At 72.2% G+C, this 24,929-nt stretch carries 20 protein-coding genes; 6 read left to right on the top strand and 14 right to left on the bottom strand.

All coding sequences use genetic code 11. The features are described from left to right. Positions 1-77: 77 nt before the first annotated feature. Both ACODT5_RS17505 and ACODT5_RS17500 read left to right on the top strand, forming a co-directional pair. The gene (locus ACODT5_RS17505; protein ID WP_422520228.1) at positions 78-1,460 is read left to right on the top strand and encodes an aldehyde dehydrogenase family protein; all 1,383 of its coding nucleotides are present in this window, start codon (positions 78-80) and stop codon (positions 1,458-1,460) included. Positions 1,461-1,588: 128 nt separating this feature from the next. Then, positions 1,589-2,935: a radical SAM protein gene (locus ACODT5_RS17500; protein ID WP_422520227.1), complete on the top strand. Its 1,347-nt coding sequence runs from the start codon at positions 1,589-1,591 to the stop codon at positions 2,933-2,935. 22 nt (positions 2,936-2,957) lie between these two features. Here ACODT5_RS17500 and ACODT5_RS17495 read toward each other — a convergent pair whose 3' ends face one another. From ACODT5_RS17495 to ACODT5_RS17450, 10 genes are all read right to left on the bottom strand, one after another. Continuing rightward, positions 2,958-6,371 carry a molybdopterin-dependent oxidoreductase gene (locus tag ACODT5_RS17495; RefSeq protein WP_422520226.1) on the bottom strand — a complete coding sequence of 1,138 codons (3,414 nt, stop codon included), beginning with the start codon at positions 6,369-6,371 and terminating at the stop codon, positions 2,958-2,960. Positions 6,372-6,524: 153 nt separating this feature from the next. Then, the gene (locus tag ACODT5_RS17490) at positions 6,525-7,457 is read right to left on the bottom strand and encodes an ABC transporter permease (protein WP_422520225.1); all 933 of its coding nucleotides are present in this window, start codon (positions 7,455-7,457) and stop codon (positions 6,525-6,527) included. Next, positions 7,454-8,338 (bottom strand): ABC transporter ATP-binding protein, encoded by an 885-nt coding sequence (locus ACODT5_RS17485; RefSeq protein WP_422520224.1) that lies wholly within the window; start codon positions 8,336-8,338, stop codon positions 7,454-7,456. Before ACODT5_RS17485 ends, ACODT5_RS17490 begins: the two co-directional genes overlap by 4 nt. Further along, positions 8,335-8,724 (bottom strand): GntR family transcriptional regulator, encoded by a 390-nt coding sequence (locus ACODT5_RS17480; protein ID WP_422520223.1) that lies wholly within the window; start codon positions 8,722-8,724, stop codon positions 8,335-8,337. Before ACODT5_RS17480 ends, ACODT5_RS17485 begins: the two co-directional genes overlap by 4 nt. Before the next feature lie 78 nt (positions 8,725-8,802). After that, positions 8,803-9,843, bottom strand: a complete 1,041-nt coding sequence (locus ACODT5_RS17475) for an LLM class flavin-dependent oxidoreductase (RefSeq protein WP_422520222.1) — start codon at positions 9,841-9,843, stop codon at positions 8,803-8,805. 78 nt (positions 9,844-9,921) lie between these two features. Beyond that, a complete protein-coding gene (locus ACODT5_RS17470) occupies positions 9,922-10,689 on the bottom strand; it encodes a GNAT family N-acetyltransferase (protein WP_422520221.1) in 768 nt (255 codons plus the stop codon). 52 nt (positions 10,690-10,741) lie between these two features. Continuing rightward, positions 10,742-11,764: a transporter substrate-binding domain-containing protein gene (locus ACODT5_RS17465; protein ID WP_422520220.1), complete on the bottom strand. Its 1,023-nt coding sequence runs from the start codon at positions 11,762-11,764 to the stop codon at positions 10,742-10,744. A 128-nt stretch (positions 11,765-11,892) separates the two neighbouring features. Next, on the bottom strand, positions 11,893-12,627 hold the full coding sequence (locus ACODT5_RS17460) for an amino acid ABC transporter ATP-binding protein (RefSeq protein ID WP_422524951.1): 735 nt from the start codon (positions 12,625-12,627) through the stop codon (positions 11,893-11,895). A 77-nt stretch (positions 12,628-12,704) separates the two neighbouring features. After that, positions 12,705-13,664, bottom strand: coding sequence for an amino acid ABC transporter permease (locus ACODT5_RS17455; RefSeq protein ID WP_422524950.1), 960 nt, complete (start codon positions 13,662-13,664; stop codon positions 12,705-12,707). A 212-nt stretch (positions 13,665-13,876) separates the two neighbouring features. Further along, positions 13,877-14,872: an amino acid ABC transporter permease gene (locus ACODT5_RS17450; protein WP_422520219.1), complete on the bottom strand. Its 996-nt coding sequence runs from the start codon at positions 14,870-14,872 to the stop codon at positions 13,877-13,879. Positions 14,873-15,598: 726 nt separating this feature from the next. On the opposite strand from ACODT5_RS17450, the gene ACODT5_RS17445 reads away from it, so the two are divergent. From ACODT5_RS17445 to ACODT5_RS17435, 3 genes are read left to right on the top strand one after another with little or no spacing between them, the layout of a single operon-like run. Beyond that, positions 15,599-16,768 carry an LLM class flavin-dependent oxidoreductase gene (locus tag ACODT5_RS17445; RefSeq protein WP_422520218.1) on the top strand — a complete coding sequence of 390 codons (1,170 nt, stop codon included), beginning with the start codon at positions 15,599-15,601 and terminating at the stop codon, positions 16,766-16,768. Further along, entirely contained in the window at positions 16,765-17,766 is a 1,002-nt protein-coding gene (locus ACODT5_RS17440) for an ABC transporter substrate-binding protein (protein ID WP_422520217.1), read from the top strand. Before ACODT5_RS17445 ends, ACODT5_RS17440 begins: the two co-directional genes overlap by 4 nt. 23 nt (positions 17,767-17,789) lie before the next feature. Further along, positions 17,790-18,542 carry an amino acid ABC transporter ATP-binding protein gene (locus ACODT5_RS17435; RefSeq protein ID WP_422524949.1) on the top strand — a complete coding sequence of 251 codons (753 nt, stop codon included), beginning with the start codon at positions 17,790-17,792 and terminating at the stop codon, positions 18,540-18,542. A gap of 134 nt (positions 18,543-18,676) precedes the next feature. On the opposite strand, the gene ACODT5_RS17430 is transcribed toward ACODT5_RS17435, so the two are convergent. Together ACODT5_RS17430 and ACODT5_RS17425 are read right to left on the bottom strand one after the other, a co-directional pair. Further along, positions 18,677-19,558, bottom strand: a complete 882-nt coding sequence (locus tag ACODT5_RS17430; RefSeq protein ID WP_422520216.1) for a carbon-nitrogen hydrolase family protein — start codon at positions 19,556-19,558, stop codon at positions 18,677-18,679. Between the two features lie 8 nt (positions 19,559-19,566). Then, complete coding sequence (locus ACODT5_RS17425; protein WP_422520215.1) at positions 19,567-21,069, bottom strand: APC family permease; 1,503 nt, start codon at positions 21,067-21,069, stop codon at positions 19,567-19,569. Between the two features lie 147 nt (positions 21,070-21,216). On the opposite strand from ACODT5_RS17425, the gene ACODT5_RS17420 reads away from it, so the two are divergent. Continuing rightward, on the top strand, positions 21,217-21,885 hold the full coding sequence (locus ACODT5_RS17420; RefSeq protein ID WP_422520214.1) for a TetR/AcrR family transcriptional regulator: 669 nt from the start codon (positions 21,217-21,219) through the stop codon (positions 21,883-21,885). 104 nt (positions 21,886-21,989) lie between these two features. Here ACODT5_RS17420 and ACODT5_RS17415 read toward each other — a convergent pair whose 3' ends face one another. Both ACODT5_RS17415 and ACODT5_RS17410 read right to left on the bottom strand, forming a co-directional pair. Then, positions 21,990-23,819 carry an IPT/TIG domain-containing protein gene (locus ACODT5_RS17415; RefSeq protein WP_422520213.1) on the bottom strand — a complete coding sequence of 610 codons (1,830 nt, stop codon included), beginning with the start codon at positions 23,817-23,819 and terminating at the stop codon, positions 21,990-21,992. A gap of 337 nt (positions 23,820-24,156) precedes the next feature. Then, entirely contained in the window at positions 24,157-24,885 is a 729-nt protein-coding gene (locus ACODT5_RS17410) for an SOS response-associated peptidase (protein WP_422520212.1), read from the bottom strand. Between the last annotated feature and the right edge of the window lie 44 nt (positions 24,886-24,929).

The raw sequence follows: 24,929 nt of genomic DNA, 5'->3' as shown, positions 1-24,929 counted from the left end.
TCCGCGAGGACGGCGTCCTGAACCTCTGGGCCGGCGCCTGGCAGAGCGACGGCCACGCCCTGCCCGCCACCAGCCCCGTGGACGGCAGTCCGATCGCGGGCCCGCCCCGGCTAGACGCGGGCACCGCGACGAAGGCGGTACGGGCCGCCCTCGACCAGCACCGCGCCTGGCGGCAGGTACCGCCGGCGGAGCGCCGGGCCCGGGTCACCGCCGCCCTCGACGCACTCACCGAACACCGCGACCTGCTCGCCCTGCTCCTGGTGTGGGAGATCGGCAAGCCCTGGCGCCTCGCGTGCGCGGACGTGGACCGGGCGATCGAGGGCGTGCGCTGGTACGTGGACCACATCGACAGGATGCTGGAGGGCCGGACCCCCCTCGACGGCCCGGTGTCCAACATCGCCAGCTGGAACTACCCGATGTCCGTCCTGGTCCACGCGATGCTGGTGCAGGCCCTCGCGGGCAATGCCGTCATCGCGAAGACCCCCACCGACGGCGGCCTGGCCTGCCTCACCCTCGCCTGCGCCCTCATCCACCGCGAGAACATCCCGGTGACCCTCGTCAGCGGCAGCGGCGGCGAACTCTCCGAGGCACTCGTCCGCTCCCCGGAGATCGGCTGCGTCTCCTTCGTCGGCGGCCGCGACACGGGCGCCCGCATCGCCACCGCCCTCACCGACCTCGGCAAACGCCACATCCTCGAACAGGAGGGCCTCAACACCTGGGGCATCTGGGAACACACCGACTGGCCCGCGCTGGGCGCCGCCATCCCGAAGCTCTTCGACTACGGCAAGCAGCGCTGCACCGCCTACCCCCGGTTCGTCGTCCAGCGCACCGCCTTCGACGCCTTCCTCGCCGCCTACCTCCCCGCCGTCTCCGCCGTCCGCACCGGACACCCCCTCGCCGTCGCGCACCCGGACGACCCGCTGCCCGAGCTGGACTTCGGCCCCCTCATCAACGCCGCCAAGGCCGAGGAGCTCACCGAGCACGCCGCGGAAGCCGTGGACCGCGGCGCCATCCCACTCTTCCGCGGCACGCTGGACCCGGCCCGCTTCCTGCCCGGCCAGGACACCTCCGCCTACGTGGCCCCGCTGACCCTCCTCAGCCCGCCGGCCTCCTCGCCCCTGTACCACGCGGAACCCTTCGGCCCGGTGGACACGATCGTGCTCGTCGACACCGATGCCGAGCTGCTGGCGGCGATGAACGCCTCCAACGGGGCCCTGGTCGCCACCCTCTCCACCGACGCCCCGGCCACCTTCGACCGCCTCGCACCCCAGATCCGCGCCTTCAAGACCGGCCACGGCACGCCCCGCTCGCGCGGGGACCGGGAGGAGCTCTTCGGCGGGTTCGGCGCCTCCTGGCGGGGCGCCTTCGTCGGCGGCGAACTCCTGGTCCGCGCGGTCACCCACGGGCCCGCCGCCGAACGGCTCCCGGGCAACTTCCCGGAGTACCAGCTGACGCCCTGAGGAGGCGCCGAGGAGGCGCTGCGCCGGGGCCCGGGCGCGCTGATTACAGTGAGATCACCGCCGTGCCGCGCGGAACGCCAAGGGGGCGGACCGCCGCGGCCCGGCAAGAGCCTGGAATGGAGCCGCAGATGGAGAGTCCCAGCCGTACCGCGCTGATCGAGGACCTGATGGGGCGCTTCCCGCACGTGCCCCGGGAAGCCGTGATCAAGGAAGACCTCCTGCGGGGCGGCATGGCCTTCGACGAGTCCGCGCTCAGCGGGGGCGCCGACGGGGCTTCGGGCGACGTCAAACCGAAGTCGTACTTCATCTTCTCCTTCGACCACCGCACCCTCCCGGAGCTCGGCGCCGCCGCGCTGAACCGGCCGCCGGAGGAGATCGTGCTCACGGGCGGCCCGTACGAGCTGCGCCGCACCGTGGTCTCCGTACGGGTCAACCCGGACTCCCCGTACGTGGTGCGCGGCGGGGAGGACGGCGCGCTCGGCCTGTACCTGGACGGCGCACGGATCGCCGACGTCGGCCTGCCGCCGATGCCGGAGTACTACCGGCACAAGCTGTCGAACGGCAAGTCGGTGATGGAGGTCGCGCCGACCATCCAGTGGGGCTACCTCATCTACCTGACGGTCTTCCGGGTGTGCCAGTACTTCGGCGCCAAGGAGGAGTGCCAGTTCTGCGACATCAACCACAACTGGCGCCAGCACAAGGCGGCCGGCCGCCCCTACACCGGTGTGAAGCCGGTCGACGAGGTGCTGGAGGCGCTGGAGATCATCGACCGGTACGACACGGCGGGCATCTCCCGGGCCTACACCCTCACGGGCGGCTCGATCACCTCCCAGGTCGGCGGCCGTGACGAGGCCGACTTCTACGGCCAGTACGCCCAGGCCATCGAGGAGCGCTTCCCCGGCCGCTGGACCGGCAAGGTCGTCGCCCAGGCCCTGCCCCGCGACGCCGTGCAGCGCTTCCACGACCACGGCATCAAGATCTACCACCCCAACTTCGAGGTGTGGGACGAGTACCTGTTCAAGCTCCACTGCCCCGGCAAGGAGCGCTACGTCGGCCGCGACGAATGGCACCGCAGGATCCTGGACTCCACCGAGGTGTTCGGGCCGCGCAACGTGATCCCGAACTTCGTGGCGGGCATCGAGATGGCCGAGCCCTTCGGGTTCACCAAGGTGAGCGAGGCGATCGCGTCCACCCAGGAGGGCCTGCGGTTCTTCATGTCGCACGGCGTCGTCCCGCGCTTCACCACCTGGTGCCCGGAGCCGACGACTCCGCTCGGCAAGGCCAATCCGCTGGGCGCGCCCCTCGAGTACCACGTCCGCCTGCTGGAGACCTATCGGGCGACGCTGGAGGAGTTCGGCCTGAGCTCCCCGCCCGGCTACGGCCCGGCCGGCCCCGGGCGCGCGGTGTTCTCCGTCTCCTCCTTCATGGACAGCCTGGAGGGGCTGGAGGAGAAGGACGCGAGCACTTCTTCCTGACGGCTCCGGCTCCGGATCCGGCTCAGAGGTCGAGGACCAGGTCCGAGGTCGGCAGGGACTGGCCGGTCAGGACGTCGGTGTCGGGCAGGTCCTCCGAGGGGGTCACCAGGTGGGCCGCCGTGCCCTTGAGGACCGTGCAGGCGCAGCTCTCGCACTGCCCGACCCGGCAGCCGCTCGGCATGGTGACCCCGGCCGCCTCGCCGAGGGCGAGGAGCGGGCCGTCGTTCTTGCGCCAGGTGGCGCTGCGTCCGGACCGGGCGAAGGTGACGGTGTACTCGGCATCGTCGGGCACCGCCACCTCCCGCCGGGCCGGGCGGAACTTCTCGCTGAACACCTCGAAGCGGGGGACACCGCGCGCGATCAGCGCGCCGGTCAGGGCGTCCAGCATGGGCTGGGGTCCGCACATGTAGAAGCGGGCACGGCGGGCGATGAGGCCGGGGTCGATGTCGTCGACGGTGATGAACCCGGCGCGGTCGTAGTCGCGGCCGAGGACGTCCTCCGAGCCGGGAGCGGCATAGTGGTCGACGACCGTCAGCGCCGGTATCAGGGCGGCCAGTGCGTGCAGCCGGTCCCGGAACGGGTGGTCGGCCGCGTTGTTGTTGCCGTAGTGCAGGACGACTTCGGGGACCGTGCCGCCGGTGGCGGCGAGGGTTTCGAGGTAGCTGAGGAACGGCGTGATGCCGATGCCGCCTGCGAGCAGTACGACCGGGTTGCCGGTGTGCGTGGGGATGGCGAAGACGCCTCCCGGGCTCGCCAGGTGGAGCCGGTCCCCGACCTCGAGGTCCTCGTGGATCCGGGTGGAGAAGGCTCCGCCGGGGATGTGGCGTACGGCGAGCCCGTAGTCGGTGCGGCCGGCCGCGAGGGCGGGTCCGGTGAGGGAGTAGCTGCGGCCGTCGGCCGGGTCCTGGACGGTGCCGTCCCGGTTCTCGGCGCGGACGGTCAGGTGCTGGCCGGGCCGGTGGTCCGGCAGGGCTCCGCCGTCCTCAGGAGCGAGCCGCAGGGCGCGTATGCCGGGGCTCACCTCGGTGAGGGCCGTCACGGTGAAGGGGCGGGTCCCGGTCCAGGTGCCGTCTCCGGGAACCGGGCCGATCCGGCAGGCGGCCGCCCGCATCGGCGCCGACCCGCTGAGCGGGTCGGTCTCGGTGTGGTCGATGAGCCGGTTGAAGTTGCTGCCCGTGGCGGCGGTCGGGTCGGCGCCCGGGAGGGCGAGGTCGGTGGCCTCCTGCCACCAGCCGTACTCGCCCACGACGACGGAGGGGTGCAGGGAGTCGTCGAAGCGGGCGCGCAGCCGGATGGAGCCCAGGCGCGTGGCGAGCTCCAGCCATTCGCCCTCGCCGATGCCGTGGGCGGCGGCGGTACGCGGGTGCAGGTCCACGGAGGGGTCGGTGGCCCGGCGGCGCAGCGAGGTGAGGGAACGCTGCTGGCTGTGGACGAAGTACCCGTGCTTGGCGCAGGTCAGCACGAGCGGGTACGCGGCGTCCGTGGGCGTGGGGTCGTGGTGCTCGGGCACCGCCGGGTAGCCGTGCTCCAGCAGCCGCTCGGAGTACAGCTCCACGCGCCGGGTGGGCGTGGCGAAGCCGGTGACCGTGTCCGCGTCGCCTGCTACGGGGGCGGCGTACTTGCGGTAGGCCTCCTCGCGGGGCACCCGGACGCCGCCCTGCTGCCGGCGCAGCTCCTCGACGGTGAGGCCGAGGGGTTCGAGCTGCCAGTTCCACGCCGCCTCGATGTCCCCGTCGAAGAAGTCGGCGCCCATGCCCAGACGGCAGGCCAGGTCGAAGACGAACTCGGTGTCGCTGCGGGACTCGCCCTGCGGCTCCACCATCCGGGGCCGGAGCTGGACCTGCTCCTGGGCCCGGTGGCCGACCTCGAAGCCGAAGCGCAGGGCCTCGTGCTCGTAGGAGCTGTTGACCGGCAGGACGATGTCGGCGCTGCTGCTGGTCGGGTTGTGGAAGAGGTCGAGGTGGACCTGGAAGTCGAGCACGCCCAGCGCCCGCGCCGTGCGGTCGGAGTCGGGCTGCGCGACGACCAGGTTGGACCCGAAGCCGACGAGGGCGCGGACGGGGTAGGGGCGGCCCGTCTCGATGGCGGTGCACAGGTCGCCGGAGTTGATGTAGCCGAAGGCCGGCGGGCCCAGCGGGTGCTTGTCGAGCCCGAGGGCCTTGGCACGCTGCGCGGGGGCGAACTGGTCGAAGGACGCGGCCGGGTTGTAGGGCGGGGCGGGGACCACATGGTTGCCGCCGGGGGCGTCGTAGGAGCCGGTCAGCGCGTAGAGGGTGGCCAGGGCGCGCTCGGTCTGGGCGGCATTCGCGCTCTGCCCCACTCCGGTCCAGCCGTAGTAGGTGACCGAGGGCGCGGCGGCGATCTCCGCGGCGAGGGCGCGGATCTCCCGCTCGGGGATCCAGGTGGTGGCCGCGACCCGGTCCGGAGTCCAGGCCGCGCAGGCGGCGGCGTACCGCTCGAAGGCGGGCGCGCAGTCGACGACCGAGCCGTCGGGGAGGGCGACCGCCCGCGTGCCGCGCAGCGCGAAGCGCTCCGGGCGGACGGCGGTGCGTGCGGAGTCGTACGCCTCGGCCAGGCCGGTCTCCTCGTCGAAGACGGCGAAGCCCCTGCCCTCCTCGGGTGTGCCGGGGAGCTCGTCCGCGCGCAGGAAACGTCCGGTGTCGGCGCGGACCAGGAGGGGGCCGTTGGTCCAGGCGCGGACGAATGCCGCGTCGTAGCCCTCGTCGGCGATGAGGAGGTGGGCCAGGCCCAGGGCGAGCGCGGCGTCGGTGCCGGGCCGGACCCGCAGCCAGTGGTCGGCCCGCAGCGCGCTGGTGGAGCGGCGCGGGTCCACGACGGCGAGCTTGGTGCCGGTCGCCTGGGCGGCGGAGAGGGCGGCGGACTGGGCGAGCCAGGTCTTGGCCGGGTTGAAGCCCCAGAGGAGGGCGAGGCCGGCGTTCGCGTAGTCGGGCGGCGGGATCGGCGAGCCGAAGGTGAAGGCGTGTGCGAAGTCCTTGTGCCAGTTGCAGATCTCCGCGCTGTACACGGTGTTCGGGCTGCCGAAGAGGCGTACGAAGCGCTCGATCCACTCGGTGGCGTCCGACACCATGGTTCCCGAGGGCGTGGCCACGGCGAACGCCACCGACTCGGGGCCGCTCTCGGCGGCGATCGCCCCGATCTTCTCGGCGATCTCTTCCATCGCCTCGTCCCAGGAGACGGGCACCCAGCCCGGGTCCGGGTCGGACTTGGGGTGGGTCCGGCGCAGCGGGGTGGTCAGCCGGTTCGTACTGTGCGCGATCTCGGGGGCGGAGCGGCCCTTGGGGCACATCGCCGTGCCGGTGGGATGGTCGGGGTCCGGCCGGACGCCGGTCAGCCGGCCGTCCTCGATGGTGAAGATCGCGCCGCAGCGCGACTTGCAGAGGGTGCAGAACCCTCGCTTCTCTTCGGACACGGACACGACGTTCTCCCTGCTCGCGGGCCTCCTTCCAGTGGACAGCCCGGCGTACGGCACTGACCAGCGGCGATGGTCGCGAACGGAGTACCGGACGACCCGCCCGGCCGGGACCTTCGCCCCGGGCCGAACGGGTCGTGCGCGGTGCTCACGGGAGGTTCAGGGGTGTCGTTTGCGCACCAGGCGGAAGGCGGCGTAGAGGGCCGCGGCGGCCAGGGCGAGGAGGATGGAGGTTTCGATGAGCTGGGTGGGCCAGTAGTGGGAGACGGGGTGGAAGTCGACGTACTGCGCGGTGATGTTCAGATCGGCGGGGCAGTCGCCCACGCCGTGCGTCCGTTCGAAGCAGGCATTCTCCGAAAGACGCTCGCCGGCGGCGGTGAGGAACCCGGTGTCCATCATCAAGGCGGAGGGGGGCATCGGCGCATTCAAGTGCCCCGAGGAAGGAGTCGTGTTCGTCACCACAGGGAGGAAGGACCAGCGCAGCGCGCCTAGGGCCAGCAGTACGAGGCCCGTGAGGAAACCTGTGACCGCCATGGCGGGCAGTGTCCGTCGGATCAGCTGCCCGACCAGGGCGCCCAGGGCCACGCCGAGCAGGCAGTAGCCGAGGAGCACCGGGCCGGTGGCCTCGTAGGGACCGCGGTCGGCCCAGGTGACTTGCCATGTCTGGTTCACCCGAACCCATCCGAGGCGGTAGACCCCGATCAGGGCGAGCGACCCGAGTACCGATACCGCGGCCGCCACCAGGACCTTCGAGCCGAGCCAGGCTTTCGGCGTCGTCGACTGGGTGAGGGCGAGCCGCCAGGTTCCGCTCTCCAGTTCGCGGGCGACCATCGGGCCGGCGACGAAGGCTCCGACCAGCAGCGGAAGGAACAGGAGGGTGTTGCCCGCGTACATGATGCAGAGCCGGAGGAACTCCCAGACGTAGTGCTCGGTCGACATGGTCATTCGGTCGGAGTCCGAATTCCCGCTCCAGGCACGCAGCGCGATCACCATGACGAGGCTCGCGCCCACCAGCGCGGGCACCGCCCACAGCACGCGCCGGTGCTGGCGGGCCGTGACCCAGTACGGCCCCTTCAGCGTCAGCGAGCTCATGCCGACACCCCCTCGGCGGCATCGGCGTCGACAACGTACGCCGGGGCTTCGGGCGCGCGCAGATGGGCGAGCAAGAGTTCCTCCAGGGACGGGTGGGTCGTCTGCCAGGTGCCGCTGTCGATCGGGCCCCGGGGCCGTACGAGCGCCGTGAGTTGCCGGCCCGTCGTACGGGCCTCGACGACGGTGTGCGCGGAGAGTTCGTCACGGGCGGTGGCGGGGCCGGTGAGCAGCTGGTGCGCCGCTCCGATCTCGTCGATGGGGCCGGAGAGGCGGATCCGGCCGCCGTCCACCAGGAGCAGGTGGTCGCAGGCGCCCTCCAACTCGGTGAGGATGTGCGAGGACATCACCACGGAGGTGCCGTTCTCGGCGGCGTCGGCCATCAGCGTGCCCATGAGCCGGTGCCGGGCGAGGGGGTCGAGGTCGGCCATCGGCTCGTCGAGCAGGAGCAGGCTCGGGCGTTTGCCGAGGGCCAGGGCCAGGGCGACCCGGGTGCGCTGCCCGCCGGAGAGCGCACGGATCTTCGCGTGCGGGTCGAGGTCCCCCGCCTCCACGATCTGCTCCGCCCTGCTCGCGTCCCAGCGGCCCGGGTTGAGCTCGCGGCCCATGCGCAGCGTGTCGCCGACGGTGAGCTGCGGGTAGAGCGGCTTGTCCTGGGCCACGTAGGCCAGTTCCTCGCGCGGTACCGAGCGGAGGTGGCCCTCCGTCGCGGACACGAGCCCGGCAGTGATGGTCAACAGGGTTGACTTCCCTGCACCGTTGGGTCCTACGAGTGCACAGACACGGCCCTCGGGCAGCCGGAAGGAGCAGTCGCGCAGCGCCCACCTGCCCCGGCGTCCGTAGCGCAGGCCGAGGCCGTCCGCCTCGATCACGGTGTGCGTCATACGTGTTCTTCCCCCTTGAAGTGCTCTTCCAGTACGGCCGAGAAGAGTGCGGCCGCGTCGTCCCGCTCCATCCCGGCCTCCCGTGCCCGCCGCGCCCAGTCGGCCAGTTCGGTGCGCAGCGGGGATTCCGCCGGGGCGCCGCCCAGGGACTTGCGGATGAAGGTGCCCAGGCCCCGCTTCGCCTCGACGAGCCCCTCGCGCTCCAGCTCGCGGTAGGCCTTGAGGACGGTGTTCGGGTTGATGGCGGTGGCCTCGACGACCTCGCGCGCGGTCGGCAGCTTGTCGCCCGGCTCCAACAGACCCAGGCGCAGGGCCTGTTTGGTCTGCTGGACGATCTGCAGGTACGTGGCGATGCCGCTACGCCGGTCGATGCGGTACTCGAGCACGACAACACCACCCTTTCACTAGGCAAGTAGTGAAAGGGTGGTGCAGGGGGGTGCTTCTGTCAACTGTCCTTCGCCGGCTCAGGCGAAGGAGGGGTCCGGAATCGAGCTGCGCAGCACCGGGGCGATCCGTGACTGGAACAGTGCGAGGGAGTCCCGGTGTTGGGCCCCGGTCAGCCCGCCCGGCTCGGCCTGGAGGTGCAGGACCGTGTGGCCGAAATCCTCGTGGTAGCGGTGCACCTTCTCGATCACCTGCTCGGGGCTGCCGATCAGTGCGGAACTGCGCTCGACGAAGTCCTCCAGGGTCGGGAACACCGGATCCAGCCCCTGCGCGGCGTGGGCCGCGAGGTACCGGGCGAAGGCCGGCCGGTACGCGGCGACCGCCTGCTGCGAGGTGGGCGCCGTGTGGAAGCCCGCCGTGCCCGCACCCACGACCGCGTGCGCCGGATCGTGTCCGTAGTGCTCCCAGCGCTCGCGGTAGTGGCGGATCAACGCGGCGTACGGGCCGATGGGATGGGTGACGTTCGCGGAGAAGAGCGGATCGCCGTAGCGCGCCGCGAGATCCACGGACTCACGGCTCGTGGCGCTGCCGTGCCAGACCCGCAGCGTCTTCTGGTACGGCCGGGGCAGCACCTCGGCGCCGGTCAGCGCGGGCCGGAAGCGCGGCTGCGCCGTCACCTTGTCCTCGTGCCAGATCCGCCGGAACAGCTCGTAGCCCTCGGAGTTGCGCTCCCACTGGTCCTCGGAGCTCACGTCGAACAGCTCGCGCTGCGCGGTGCCGTTCCCCTTGCCGATCATCAACTCCAGCCTGCCGTCGCTGAGGTGGTCGAGCGTCGCGTAGTCCTCGTACGCCCGCACCGGGTCCAGCAGGCTCAGGGTGGTCACGGCGGTGTACAGCCGGATGCGGCGGGTCAGGGCCGCGATGTGGGAGAGCACCACGGGCGGGGAGGACGACAGGAACGGCCGCTCATGGCGCTCACCGACCCCGAACCCGTCGAAACCGAGCTCCTCCGCCAGCAGTGCGGCGTCGACGACCTGCCGGAACCGCTCGCGGGTGGGGGTCGGGGCGCCCGTCGCCGGATCCGTGCCGTCCGCGATCAGGGTGATGGCCAGGAATTTCACGTCGGCGCTCCTCGGAAATGGCATGCCCGAAATACGGGACGCGGAAATGACGGGAGTATGAAAACGAACTCGGCACTGTTAAATGCGTGTGGCGGCAATGTCACCCGCGTCCTCCGGCGCCCGGAAGGCCATGAAGAAGGGCCTGTGGCGCACGGTGAAACCGATCGACTCGTAGAGGCGGACGGCGCCGGTGTTCTCGGCGGCGGTGTGCAGGAACGGCACGTCCCCCCGGTCCCGGATGCCCGCGGCGACGGCGCGGACCAGGCGCGTCGCCAGGCCCCTGCCGCGGAAGCCGGGATGGGTGCAGACCGCGCTGATCTCCGTCCAGCCGGGTGGGCGCAGCCGCTCCCCGGCCATGGCCACCAGCCGGCCCCGGTCGCGGATGCCGAGGTACGTGCCCAACTCGACGGTGCGGGGCAGGAAGGGCCCGGGCTTCGTCAGTTCGATCAGCTCCAGCACCTCGGGCACGTCCGCGGGACCGAGCCGCACCGCCTCCGGAGCGGGCTCGGCGCGCAGCGAGGTGTCGACCAGCTGGACCCCCGGGGTCGACCCGACGGTCTCCCAGCCGGGCGGCGGGGTCAGCAGCCCGGAGAGTGCGACGACCCGGTCGGGGCCGGCCAGCGAGCGCAGCGCGTCCCAGGACAGGGGGTCGGCCGGATCGGCGAGCGCGGAGAACACGGCGACGTCCGGGGCGTAGCGTGCGGCGCGGCCGCCGGCCCGCACGGCGAAGGCAGCGTGCGGGCCGGACAGCGAGGCCCAGGCCGGGTTGTCGAGGACGTGCGGGGCTGCCGGGGCCGCCGGGATCCCTGGAGTCACCGGGCTCGGGGTGGTGGTGCTGGTGCTCATGGGGGCGGAACCCTCCTTCCGTGGGGTGCCCGGGCCGGGGACGGCCGCGGGGTCAGGAGTTGGTGAGGGGCAGCCCGGGCGGGTTGACCTGGGAGGTGGTCACGGCCTCGTCGGAGAGGTGCCAGGCGGTGAGGAGCTGCGTGTACTGGCCGGTTCCGACGAGGTGGTTGATGGCCTGGGCCACGGGCTCGGCCAGTCCGCTGTCCTTCTTCGCGGTCGCGGCGATCAGCCCCTGGAGGGTCTCGCCGGCGCCGGAGAACGAACCGGCCTTGCGGGTCGGGGCGTTGCCGCTCGCCGTCTGGGTGATGTGGTAGGCGATCGCCGGGTTCGGGCCGAAGTTGAGGTCGATCTTCTTGCCGCTCAGGGCCAGGTAGACGCTGTTGGCGTCGGGGAAGTGCTTGACCGTGATGTCCTTGCCCTCGGACTGCAGCTTCTTCTGCCACTCCAGGAGGATCTTCTCCTGGTTGGTGCCCTTGCTGACCGACACCGTCTTGCCCGCCAGGTTGCGGTAGTCGCCGCCGAACTCCCAGGTGTTCTCCTTCAGGGCCTCGAAGGCCAGGTTGTCCTCCCGGTAGGACGCGAAGTCGTACTTCTTCTTGCGCTCCTCGGTGACCGTGACGTTGGTGAAGGCCACGTCAACCTTGCCGCTGTCGATGCCGACGAAGAGGTTCTCCCACGTGGAGTTCTTCACCACGGGCTTCAGGCCCAGGGTCGCGGCGACGAGGCGGCCGAGGTCGGGCTCCGAGCCGGTGATGGTCTTCTGGTCGGTGCCGACGTAGGTGAGGGGCGGGAACCCGGCGGGCAGGGCGCCGACCCCGATGACCAGTTCACCGCGGTCGCGCACGGCCTTCGGGAGCTGTGCGCGCAGGGACTCGACGACCGGGACGGTCAGTTCCGCCTGCTGCGCGGCCCCGTTGGAGACGGCACCGACGGTCACCTTGCCGGAGCCCGACGCGGTGCCGGTGGCCTTCGCGTCGCCGCCGCACGCGGTGAGTCCGGCGGCGAGGGCGACGGCGGCGGTCGTGGCACCGAGGCCGCGGACGAGTCTGTTGCGCAGGAGGGACGGGCGGTGCATGGCGTTGCCTTTCGGGTGTTCGGTGATGCGGGGAATCCGCGGGAAGGGGAAGCTGTGGAGAGGGTCGGGCAGGGGCAGGGGCAGGGGCAGGGGCAGAGGCAGGGCAGGGGGAGGGCCGGGCAGGCCGGTCAGAGCACCTTGCTGAGGAACTCCCGGGTCCGCGGGTGCGCGGGGTGGTCCAGCACCTGCTCGGGCGGGCCCTGCTCGACGATGCGGCCCTCGTGGAGGAAGACGATCTCGTCGGCGACCTCGCGGGCGAAGCCGATCTCGTGGGTCACGATCACGAGGGTGGTGCCCCCGGTGGCCAGGTCCTTGATCACGGAGAGCACCTCGCCGACCAGCTCGGGGTCGAGCGCCGAAGTGGGTTCGTCGAAGAGGATGACCCCCGGCCGCAGGGCGAGGGCCCGCGCGATGGCCACCCGCTGCTGCTGCCCGCCGGACAGCTGTCGCGGGTAGGCGCCGCCACGGTCCCCGAGCCCCACGCGGCGCAGCAACTCCTGCGCCAGGGCCTGTGCCTGCGGCCGGGACAGCCTGCCCGTGGCCACCGGGGCGGCGGCGACGTTGTCCAGCACGGTCAGGTGCGGGAAGAGGTTGAAGTTCTGGAAGACGAAGCCGATCCGGCCGCGCTGGGCGAGGATCGCCCGTTCCCTCAGCTCCTTGAGCCGGCCCCCGTGCCGCTGGACGCCGATCAGCTCGCCGCCGACGCTGACGTGGCCGGCCTCGGGCTTCTCCAGGTGGTTGAGGACGCGCAGCAGGGTCGACTTGCCGGATCCGGAGCGCCCCAGGATCACGGTGACGGTGCCGGGCGCGACGGTCAGGCTCACCCCGTCGAGGACCCGTCGGCCGCCGAACCACTTGTGCACGTCGTGCACCTCGATGGCGGCGCCGTCGGCCGGCCGCGAGGCCGTGGTGGTGACGGTGAGGGTGTTCGCGTTCCCGGTCATCGGGCCGTCTCCTTCCGGTAGCGGATCCGCAGGTCGCGCAGGCCCGCCCGGGCCCGCTGGAGGGGAGTCGGCACCGGGGTGCGCAGCGCTCCGCGGGCGTAGTACCGCTCGACGTAGTACTGCACGACGGAGACCAGGCTGGTGAGGATCACGTACCAGACGGTCGCCACGACCAGCAGCGGGACGATGTCGCCGGGATAGGTGCTGCCCAGGCTCTGCACCGAGCCGAACAGGTCGAGCAGGGACACGTAGAAGACCAGTGAGGTGGCCTTGAGCAGGCCGATCAGCTGGTTGACGTAGGAGGGCACGATCGAGCGCAGTGCCTGCGGGAAGACGATCCTGGCGAACTGGTACCGCTTGGGCAGTCCCAGGGCCGCCGCCGCCTCGTGCTGGCCCTGGTCGACGGAGAGCACCCCGGCCCGGACGATCTCGGCGGCGTACGCGGCCTCGCTCAGGCTCAGGCCGACCACCGCGACCACCATGTCGGTGGCGAGCCGCGACTCGTCGAAGGTCAGGAAGGCGGGCCCGAACGGCACGCCGATGCTGAGGGTGGGGTAGAGGGCGCTGAGGTTGTACAGGAAGAGCAGGACGACGATCAGCGGCACGGAGCGCAGGAGCCAGATGTAGGTCCAGCTGACGGACCGCAGCACCGGGCTGCCCGAGAGCCGTCCGAGGGCCAGCAGGACTCCGCCGGCCAGGCCGAGGACCGCGCTGTACGCGGCCACCTGGAGGGTGATGAGCAGCCCGTCCAGGATCACCGGGCGGGTGAACCAGTACGCGAAGCGGTCCCATTGGTAGAAGGGATTGGTGATCAGCCCGTGGGCGGCCTGGGAGACCAGCACCAGGACGACGATGCCGGCGACCCACCGACCGGGCCGGCGCAGCGGGAGGACCCGCTCGGCGGGCCCGGGTGGCCCTGGCGGCCCGGAGGGGCCGGCGGGCGCGGAGAGGAGCAGTGATTCGGTCAAGGACACTCCACGGCTTCGAATAGGCGCAGTCTCGAAAAGCAGCCGTCAAGCAGAACAGGAGAGGCCGCCGATATCTCTTTGTCTGCGGCGTAAGCTAGGCAGCCCGGAGAAGGGGTGTCAACGGCCCTGATATCGGAAAGCGTGAAATCGTGTTCCGATTTCATCCGCCGTACATACAATGCCTCTTGGTGAAATGAAACTCAGCGATCGGCCGGTGCGGTCACCGAGTTCAGGCGGCCCCGCAGACCGGCCAGCCGGACGCGCACCAGCCGCAGCGGCGTGGGCGGGAGGCCGCGCGAGCTGCCGCGGGCGTAGTGCCGTTCGACGTAGTACTGGCCCGCGCTCAGCACGGTGGTGACGGCCACGTACCAGAGGGTGGCCACCATCAGCAGCGGGATGACCTGGTAGGTCTGGTTGTAGACCAACTGCACCGAGTACAGCAGGTCGTGCACCGCCAGCACGCTGACGATGCTGGTGCCCTTGAGGGTGCCGATCAGCATGTTCCCGGCGGTCGGCACGATCGAGCGCATGGCCTGGGGAACGACGATCCGGTACAGCGTGCGGCGCCGGCTCAGCCCGAGCGCCTGCGCGGCCTCGGTCTGGCCGGGGTCCACGGAGAGGATGCCGCCGCGCACCACCTCGGCGGCGTACGCGGTCTCGTGCAGGGTCAGGCCGATGACGGCGGTGAGGGTCGGGCCGAGCAGGTTCACCGTGCTGACGCTGAAGAGCTGGGGGCCGTAGGGGATGCCCAGGCCGAGCGTCGGGTACAGGGCGCCGATGTTGAACCAGAACAGCAGCTGTACGAGGAGCGGTGTGGACCGGAAGATCCATACGTAACCCCAGCTCAGGGTGCGTAGGACCGGGTTGGCCGACAAGCGCATCACGGCGAGCACGGTGCCGAGGAGGAACCCGAGCACCATCACCACGCCGGTCAGCCAGAGGGTCAGCAGCAGCCCGTCGAGCACGGCGGAGGTGGTGAAGTACCGGCCCACCAGGCCCCATTGGAAGGCGTCGTTGCGGAGGACGGAGGCCAGCACCATCGCGAAGACCAGCAGTGCGGCGGCGGCGGACAGGTGACGGCCGAGGCGCCGGCGCGGCACGATCGGCGGCGGTTCGGCGCCGGGGGCGAACACGGGGGAGGAGGGGGAGGCGCCGGAGACGGGAGGCGCGTCGGAGACATCGGAAACGGTGGTCATGGAGGTGCTCCGGGAGTGGGAGGGATCGCGGGCGCGGCACACGGGCTGCCGGACACCGGACACGGACACGGCACGGTCGTCGTCACGCTCGCCGTGTCCCTCAACACGGCCGGACCGGCCTGCGCGCTAGGCGGGGCCGGAACGCCGCCGATCGTATGCGTCCACCGCACGAACGTGTCAACAGGGCGCGGTCGAGCGGTAGTCCAGTGGCGGTCGAGCGGCGGTCGGGCCCGTCCGGCATCCGGGCCGTTGCTTGACGAAAAGTGCTGCGTACTGTTCAAGTAGTCGCATGAACGCCCATCAGCGCCTGGTCTCGCGCGACTACATCGACTTCGGTCGGGTGTGGTCCGCGGCCTGTTGCGCCTGACGCGGCAGCGGGCCGTCCGACCGGCCCTTCCCTCCCTCGGTGACCCCGTCGCGGGCCGAGAACTCCTCTCGCTCAACCGTCCCGCGGCCATGACCGCCGCCTAGGGCGGACTGTCGCGAGCCCGGACGCGCGCTGCCGCCGCACCCTGCTTCCCCCGCCCAGCGTCGTCACGCCCGCAGCGTCGCGCTCCGCTGCACCCGCCCACGTCCCAGCTCCGCCCCCCATCTCCACCCCCACCTCCGCCCCACCCGTTCCGTCCTGCGACACCACGCGGCTGACGGCTCATCACGCATCGGCGTACCGGCGGTGGTTCACCCTGCCCCGGGACGATCCGCCGCACCTTCCGAAAGGCCACACCCATGCCCGTGGAGTTCCTCGGCATAGCCGCCACCAACGACGGCTCCGAAACCACCGCACGATCCGGCGCCGCCTTCGACAAGGAGTACACGCTCAGGCTCGCCAGGGCCCACGAGGACCACGGCTGGGACCGGGTGCTGTTCGCCTACGGTTCCGGCACCCCGGACCCCGCGCCGGCCGCCGCGTACATCGCGAGCAAGCTGGAACGCCTCCAGATCCTGCTGGCCCACCGGCCCAACGTCTCGTACCCCACCTTCGCCGCCAAGACCTTCGCGACCCTCGACCAGATCAGCGAAGGCCGCCTGGCCGTGCACTTCATCACCGGCGGCAACGACCACGAGCAGGGCCGCGAAGGCGACGTCCTCGGCAAGGACGGGCGCTACGCCCGCACCCGCGAGTACATCCGCATCGTCAAGAAGATCTGGACCACCCGCGAGCCCTTCGACCACGAGGGCGAGCACTACCGCTTCCACGACTTCGTCAGCGACGTCTTCCCCGTCCAGCAGCCCCGCCCGCAGGTCTCGTTCGGCGGTTCCTCACCCGCCGCCTACGCGGCCGGCGGCGCGGAGGCCGACATCTACTGCCTGTGGGGTGAGCCCCTGGAGCAGACGGCCCAGCAGATCGAGGCCGTACGGGCCGCCGCACGGGCCGCGGGCCGCACCGAAGCGCCCCGCATCCAGGTCGCGTTCCGCCCGATCATCGCCCCGACCGAGGAGCTGGCCTGGGACAAGGCCCACCGGACGGTGGGCGCCATCCGGGAGCGCAGGCGGGCGGGAACCGTACAGCGCCAACGCAACGGGGTGTCGGAGGCCGCGGCCCCGCAGAACACCGGATCGCAGCGGCTGATCGCCATCGCCGAGGCGGGGGAGCGCTACGACCGTGCGCTGTGGACCCCGACCGCCGCCGCCACCGGGGGCGCGGGCAATTCCAACGCGCTCGTCGGCACCCCGGAGACGGTGGCCCAGGCGCTGCTGGACTACTACGACCTCGGTGTCGACATCCTGTCGGCCCGGGGCTACGACCTGCTCGGCGACGCCGTCGACTTCGGCCGGTACGTCATCCCGCTCGTCCGCGAGGAGGTGGCGAAGCGTGACGCGGCGCGGGACGCCGTACGCGACGCCCGGCCCGAGGACGGGTTCCCCCGCCAGACCCTGACGGCGGTGCGCGGATGAACCTCCTCGTGAACAACGTGAGCAACGTGAACAACGCGAGCAAGGGGGCCGGGCTCCGCGGACGCCTGCGCACCGCGCTCATGATCCTGCCCGCCCTTCCCCTGCTGGCCACCCTGGCGGCCTGCGGCTCCGGTGACGGAGCGGCCCCGTCGGCCGCCGTCCTCGCCTCGCCCGCGCCGGCCGACGATCCGGTCGCCGACGTACGCGCGGTCGAGCCGATCGCCGCCCTGCTCCCGGCCGAGGTCCGCAAGGCGGGCAGCCTGCGGCTCGGCGGCTCCGTCGGATCCCCGCCCTCGGCGTACTACCCGAACGGGCAGGACAAGCCGCCCGCCGGCCAGGACGTGGACATCGCCGCCGCGGTGGCCAAGGTCCTCGGCGTGAAGCTGGAGCGGCAGGACGCCTCCTTCGAGACGATCCTCCCCGCCCTGGGCAGCGGCAAGTACGACGTCGGCACGGGCAACTTCGGGGTCACCACCGAACGCCTGAAGTCCGTGGACTTCGTCACCTACATCAACGACGGCCAGGGCTTCGCGGTGAGGACCGGCAACACCGCACTGACCGGCCAGGTCTCCGACCTCATCCAGCTCTGCGGACTGACCATCGGTACCGGCGCCGGCACCACGTTCGAGAAGACCCTCACCGCGCAGAAGGAGGTCTGCGCCGCCGCCGGGAAGAAGCCGTACGAGGTCAGCGTCTTCTCCGAGACCGGGGCCGTGACGACGACCCTCCAGCAGGGCCGGATCGACGTCGTCATGTCGACGATCAACGGGCTGCGCCACCAGGCCGCGCAGCCCGCCGCGCAGACCACCTTCCTCGGCGAGTACCACCGCCTCGACGTCGGCTTCGCCTTCAAGAAGGGTTCCCCGCTGACCCCCGCGTTCCAGGCCGCCGTCAACGCGCTGATCAAGGACGGCACCTACGCGCGGATCCTGAAGAAGTGGGGCACCACCCCCTCCGCGATCGACACCTCGCAGATCAACCCGGCCGAGCACAAGTGAGGGAGCCCGCACCCGAACGGGTCATGGTCGAGGTCCGGGGCGTCCACAAGAGCTTCGGACCCCTGGAGGTGCTGCGCGGGGTCGACCTCAAGGTCCGCGCCGGGGAGGTCACCGTGATCCTCGGCCCCTCAGGCTCGGGGAAGTCCACCCTCCTGCGCACCATCAACCACCTGGAGAAGGTGGACCGCGGCTGGGTCAGCGTCGACGGCGAGCTCATCGGCTACCGCGGCCACCGCGGCAAGCTGCACGAACTCAAGGAGAAGGAGGTGCTGAAACAGCGGACCCACATCGGGTTCGTCTTCCAGGACTTCAACCTCTTCACCCACCTCACGGTGCTGGAGAACCTCGTCGAGGCTCCCGTCTCCGCGCTGCGCCGGCCGCGGGAGGAGGCCACGGCGACGGCCCGCCGGCTGCTGGAGCGCGTGGGTCTGAGCGAGAAGGCGGACGCCTACCCGAGGCAGCTGTCCGGCGGGCAGCAGCAGCGGGTCGCGATCGCCCGCGCGCTCGCGCTCGAACCCAAGGTGCTGCTCTTCGACGAGCCGACCTCGGCGCTCGACCCGGAACTGGTCGGCGAGGTCCTGGACGTCATCAAGGACCTGGCCCGCACCGGAACCACCATGCTCGTGGTCACCCACGAGCTGGGCTTCGCCCGGGAGGTCGCCGACACCGTCGTCTTCATGGACGGCGGGGTCGTCGTGGAGCAGGGGGCGCCCGGCGCCGTCCTGGACGCCCCGCGGCACTCCCGCACCCGCGCCTTCCTCGCCAAGGTGTGGTGAGGGACCAGCCGAGGGGTCGGGTAGCCGAAGCCGGGCCCGCCCACGGCCACCGGTACCGGGACGCCCGGCGGCAGGTGCGGGGCGAGCCGGGGTCGGGCCCCCGCCTGTCGACCGGGTTTCCGGCTTCTCCACGGTTACGCGTTCCGGTCCACCAGCCACTGCGGTGCACGGAAGGCGGCGCCGCCGTACATGGGGAGGGCGATGGACTCCCCGTACCGGGCGAGCTGGTCCCAGGGCCGGTTGATCCCGGTGGAGCCGTAGCGGCGCACCCGGGTGACGGTGTCGAGGTCGAGTACGTCGACGAGCACCTCCTCGCCGGGGCCGGCCTGCTGGCGGACGGCGCCCTCGGGGTCGACGATCGCGCTGGCGCCGACCCCCGCCGGGTCGGCGGCGTTGACGTTGACCACGTACACCTGGTTGGTCCAGGCGTTGGCGCGGGCGCAGACCAGTTCCATCTCCCGGTCCCGGGTGGGTGTCAGGGTGGGCTGGATGACGATCTCCGCTCCCAGCCAGGCGAGTTGGCGGACCGTCTCCGGGAAGGAGCCGTCGTAGCAGATGGCCAGGCCCGCCCGCCCGATGCCGGGGAGGTCGAAGACCGTGAACTCGTGGCCGGGGCGGGTCTTTTCGTACGGCTGCCAGGGGAAGACCTTGCGGTAGGTGGCGACGATCTCGCCCTCGGGCGAGACCGCGATGGCCGTGTTGTAGATGTGCCCGTCCTCCGCTCGCTCGTAGAGGCTCCCCGGGACCAGCCACAGCTCGGTCTCCCTGGCGAGGTCGCAGATCCGGTCGGTGAGCGGTCCGGGGATCGTGACGGCTGCCTGCTCCATCCAGTCGTCGGGTGCGGGCCGCAGCAGCGGGCCCTCGGCGGCGAGCAGGAGTTCGGGGGCGACGACGAGCTGGACGTGGGGGAAGAGCTCGTGCGTGGCGCGGACCTGGTCGCTGAAGCGCTGCCAGCTCGCTTCGAGGTCGTGGGCCACGGGCGTGGTCTGCAGGGCGGCGATGGCGAGAGTGCGCATGGGTGGGATCAGTCCTCGGTGACGGTGCGCGCGGTGACCGACGTGCGGCCTTCGCGGAAGAAGCGGGGGAACCGGGTGCGGGCGATCAGAAGGGCCAGGGCGCCCGCGGCGAGGGAGCCGGCGCCGAGGAGGAAGACCCCGCCGACGCCGTGGAAGGAGGTGCTCCCGTACGCGGGGTCGTACATGTCGTAGGCGCTGCGGGCGAAGGCCGCCAGCATCATCAGGCCGCCCAGCAGGGGCAGCACGCCGCGCAGGATGAGGTGGCGCGGGGAGTCGCGCAGGCTGCGTCGGAAGTGCCAGACGCAGCTCAGGGCGGTGGTGCCGTAGTAGCAGGCTATGAGCAGCCCGACGCACAGGACGGCGTCGCCGAGGAGGTCCGCGGAGACGAGCCGGAGCAGGACCAGGGTGCCGGCCGCTGCCGCTCCGCAGGCCAGGGTTCCGAAGGCGGGCGTGCGGTGACGGGGGTGGACCTGGGAGAAGGCGCGCGGCAGGGCGCCGTGGGAGGCCATGGACAGGGTGCCCCGGGAGTTGCCGACGAGGCAGGTGAGCAGGGCGGAGACCGCCGAGACGCAGACGGCGAGCTCCATGACCTTGGCGAGCGCTCCGCCGAGTACGGGAGGTGCGAGGGTCGTGAGGACGTCGGCGGCGTTCTCCGGGTTGCCGAGGCCCGTGCCCGTGGTCCCGGTGCCGGCGAAGCTGATCGCCGCGAATGCGGTGAACAGGTAGGTGCCCAGGAGCACGAGGGTCGAGATGACGGCGGCCTGTCCGGCCACGCGCTCGCCGTCCCGGGTCTCCTCGTTCACGGCGAGCAGGGAGTCCCACCCCCAGTAGATGAACAGACAGAGGAGGACGGCTTCGGCGAAGGGCCCGAAGCCGTCGAAGGCGCTGGGGTCGAGCCACGCCGGAGAGGGGGTGACGGCGCCGTCGCGGGCGAAGGCGGCCACGCCGAAGCCGAGCAGGGCCGCCAGCTGCAGGCCGAGGAGCACGTACTGCACGGAGGCTGCCAGGTGCAGTCCCCGTACGGAGACCAAGGTGCATGCGGCCAGCAGGAGGAGCGCGGTCACCGTGACGGCGGCATCGCTCCCGGCCAGGGAGTGCAGACCGAGCAGGTTCAACAGGTACACGGCGCCGACCTGGGACAGGGCGGTCATCGCGATCAGGGTGGCGACGATCACGACCCAGCCCCCGGTGAACCAGCCGGCCACCGGTCCGAAGGCGCGGGTGGTCCAGACGAAGTTGGTGCCGCAGTCCGGCATCTCGCGGTTCAGCTCGCGGAACGCGAACGCTGTGAGCAGGATCGGTACGAAGCCGAGGAGCAGGGCGGCCGGAGCCAGTTCTCCCACGGTCAGCGTCACGAAGCCGAGGGTGACGGCGATGCTGTAGGCCGGCGCCACGGACGACAGTCCGAGGGTGACGGAGGCGAGCAGGCCCACGGAGCCGCCGCGCAGCCCCTTGCCGACGGGGGCGGGCGCCGGCCCGGTTCTGGCCCCGGTGTCGGTCGGGTTGGTCATGATGCCTCCTGGAGGCCGCAGGTGTGGTGCGCAGAGCGTGAGACACTGCGTTAAACGCAGATTTAAGACTGGGCGTCATGGACCGTCAATAGATCGAGCGATATTGTTAAACCCAGATTTAGACGATTGATCTCTGGAGGAGATGGCGTGGGAGCCAGGAAGGGCACCGGCAAGGAGAACCGCCGGGCCGAGCTGGGCAAGGCGGTGGAGCGCGCCGTACTGGTGCGCGGACTGGAGGGCCTGCGGCTGCGCGACGTCGCCGACCAGGCCGGGGTCACCCCCGCCGCGGTGCTCTACTACGGCGATCTGGACGCCCTCGTCCACGCCACGTACCAGCAGGCCATCGAGCGCTACAGCCAGGAGCGCGAGGAGGCCGCGGACCGCTTCGGCGACGCCCGCGACAAACTGCGGGCCTGCATCGACCACGGAGTCGCCGGCGGCCCCGACGACGCGCTGACCCGGCTGCTCTTCGAGTACTGGCCGCGCTGCCTGCGCGACGCCCGCGCGGCGGCGCTCGACAGCGCGCTGACGGAGCGTCAGATCGCCGTGTACTCGGGCATCTTGGTGCTCGGCCAGGCCCAGGGGCACTTCCTGCTCCAGGATCCGCCCCGCCTGCTCGCCGCGAACTTCGTCGCCATGGAGGACGGCTACCAGATGGAGGTCCTCGCCGGGCGGCGCACGCGCACCGAGGTGATCGCCGCCCTGCGCTCCTACGCCCGCGCCGTCACGGGGCACGAGCTGACCGGCCCGCAGCCGGACGGTGAAGAGTCGGACGACCGCGAGCCGGACGACCGCGAGCGGGACGGCTCTTCCTGAGCCCGGCCCGGACGCACCGCCGGCCCGCCTCGTTGTGAGGCGGGCCGGCGGCGATCATGCGTGCGGGGCGTCCCGTTGGCGGCGACGCCGGTGCGGGTGCCGGGTCAGGGGCAGGTGGCCAGGAGGACGGAGACGACCGTGCAGCTGGCGGTCGCGCTGTCGTTGAGCGGGCCGGGGTCGGTCGGCGCGGACGCCGTACGGGTGGCGGTGACCGAGACGCGCCCCAGCGAGAGCAGGCCCAGCGGTACCCGGAACGTCTTGGTGGCGGAGGCGCCGTTGGCGATGGTCCCGTAGGCGCAGGTCACGGTGGAACCGGCGGCCGTGCAACCGGGGGACAAGGTGTTCGCGGACGCGCCCGCCGGCAGGGTCGCGGTGAGCGTGGCCGAAGTGACCGTACCGGGACCGGTGTTGCGGGCGGTCAGGGTGTAGGTGAGGTAGGGGACCAGCAGGCTGAAGCCCGGCTGTGCGGTCAGGTCGACGTCGATGTCGGCGGGCGGGAGCTGGTAGGTGTACCGGCCCGCGCCGGTCACGGCGCTGGTGCCGCCGGGCGTGGTGACCTGGACGTCCACGGGGCCCGCGGCGTGGGCGGGTGCGGTGGCGGTGCAGGCCGTGGGGGTGCAGGAGAGGCCGGTGGCCGGGTTGCCGGAGCCGAAGACGAGCGCGGTGGCGCCGTCCAGGCCGGTGCCGCCCACGGTGACGACCGTACCGCCGGCCGTCGTGCCGACGGCGGGGCTGAGCGAGGTCACCACGGGGACGGGTACGTAGGTGTACCGGCCGGCGGGGGAGGGGTCGCTGGTGCCGCCGGGAGTGGTGGCCTGTACGTCCACGGCGCCGGTCCCGGCCGGAGCGGTGGCGGTGCAGGAGGTCGCCGTGCACGTGACGCCGGTGGCGGGGTTGCCCGCGCCGAAGGTGATGACGGCGCCCGTCAGGTGGGTGCCGGTGACCGTGACGGCCGTACCACCGGCCGCGGGTCCGGCGGCCGGGCCGACCGCCGTGACCGTCGGTGGGAGGGTGAAGGCGAACACGATCCGGCCGTCACCGGCGTTGGCGCCCTTGGTCAGGGTGACGGACGAGCCGGGAACCGTCCCGGAGGCCAGGCTGGACCCGCCGCCACCACCTCCTCCGCCACCACCGGTGGCGCCGTATCTGCCGCCGCCCCCGCCCCGGCCGCCGCCGCCGTACCCGGCTCCGCCGCGGCCGCCGGCGCCCGTCGGGCTGAACACGCCCTGGGCGGCGGAGCCGCCGGAGCCGTTCGGGAAGGCGCCCGGGGAGCCGTTCGGGCCCTCGTTGTCCGCGCCGGGCCCGCCGGTCCCCGCGGCCCCGCCGGCCGTGTCGGTGCCCGCGCCGCCACCCGTACCGCCCTGCGCGTCGGGGACCAGGCCGTTGCCGTCCGCGCCCGGCCGGCCGCTGTCACCGCCGGGCGCGCCCGGGTAGGCGGGGGAGCCGATGCCCGCTCCGCCCGCCCCGCCGCCCGAACCGGCCGTCAGCAGCGGCGCGCCCGCGGCGGTGGTCACCGCGACCAGGGCGCCGCCCGACCCCGGCACGCCGAACTGCGCGCTCGCGGTGCCGTTGGCACCGCGCCGGCCCACGGTCACGTTGAAGGTCTGTCCGGGCGTGGCCGGGACGGTCGCGACGAGGTGCGCGCCCTTGCCGCCGGCGGTGCCGTCGGCAGCGGTGCCGCCCCCTGCGCCGTCCAGCGTCACCACACCGCTGGAGACCCCGTCGGGCACCGTGACGCTTCCGGAACCCCCGGCCAGGCAGGTGATCGTGGTCGTGGCCCCCACCAGGACCGGGGCGGCGCACACCCCCTCCGCCGACGCCGGGGGCGCCAGCACCGTCAGGCCGCCCGCGGCCAGCGCCGAGGACGCGGCCACCGCCAGCAGGCGGCGCCGCCACCGGGCGCGCGGTCCGTGTAACACAGCAGTCGAAGACATCGAAGTCTCCCCCTCTCGCCTCCGCCCGGCAGCGGCCGGAGTCGCATACCCCTGGGAAGCCGCGGCCGGACGCTCCCGTACGACGAACCGCCGGAGTGCAGCTTGCTCCGGCGGCGCCGCCCGATCGCCGGTATTCCAGGGCCCGTTGGAAGGATGGCGGTTTAGTGATACCGGCGGAAGCATCGCAGCGGCCGGGGCACGGCGGGCACCAAATGCCGGATCGTCCCGCCAAACCGTTGGAAACCCCGAAATCAACGCCCGCGCTCGTACGAATTTCCGAGAGGATGCGAGGTTGCGGTGCCGTCGCGGCCCGGTGCGCCGTTGCGATGAGGTGTCGTCAGGCGGCGGGGTCGAGGAGGTGGGGGCCGTTGTTGCGGACGCTGTTGACGGCGGTCGAGACCGCGCTCACCGCGAGCCGGCCGCCGGCGGGGGTGTGGAGCAGGGCGCGCAGATCCGTCGTGTCCTCGTGGGAGGGGTCGAGCCAGGCCTCGTAGTCGCCGGGGTCGAGGGCGAGCGGCATCCGGGGATGGACGCGGCCGGCCGCGTCGGTGGCCTCGGTGGTGATGATCGTGGCCGTGGTGAGCCAGGCGTCCGGGTCGTCCCGGTCGGCGACGGCGGGGTCGCGCCAGAACTCGTACAGCCCGGCCATGGCCATGACGGAGCCGGTCTCGGGCCGGATGAAATAGGGCTGCTTGTAGGCCTTGGCCGTACCGGTGGCGGGTACGGCGACCCACTCGAAGAAGCCGTCGGCGGGCAGCAGGCACCGGCGTTTGGCCAGGGCCCGCCGGTAGGCCGGCTTCTCGTGGACGGTCTCCACCCGGGCGTTGATCATCCGGGAGCCGACGGCGGGGTCCTTGGCCCAGGACGGCACCAGACCCCACCGCACGGGACGCAGCTGCCGCCCGAGCTCCCCGGTGTCCCGGTCGGCGCGCTCCAGCACCGCCCACACCTCGTCGGTGGGCGCGACGTTCCACGAGGGCTCCAGAACCCGGCCCGGATCGAGCTGGGCTTCGAAGAGGCCCGCGAGGTCTTCCGGGGCCCGGGAGGAGGCATATCGACCACACATGCCTCCACTGTCCCACCCTTCCCGGGGTGGGCGGGACAGCGCTC

The sequence above is a fragment of the Streptomyces tatrensis genome, from assembly GCF_049310065.1.
GTDB lineage: Bacteria > Actinomycetota > Actinomycetes > Streptomycetales > Streptomycetaceae > Streptomyces.
Note: the sequence above shows the minus strand (reverse complement) of the source record. Positions and strands in the feature narration are given on the sequence as shown.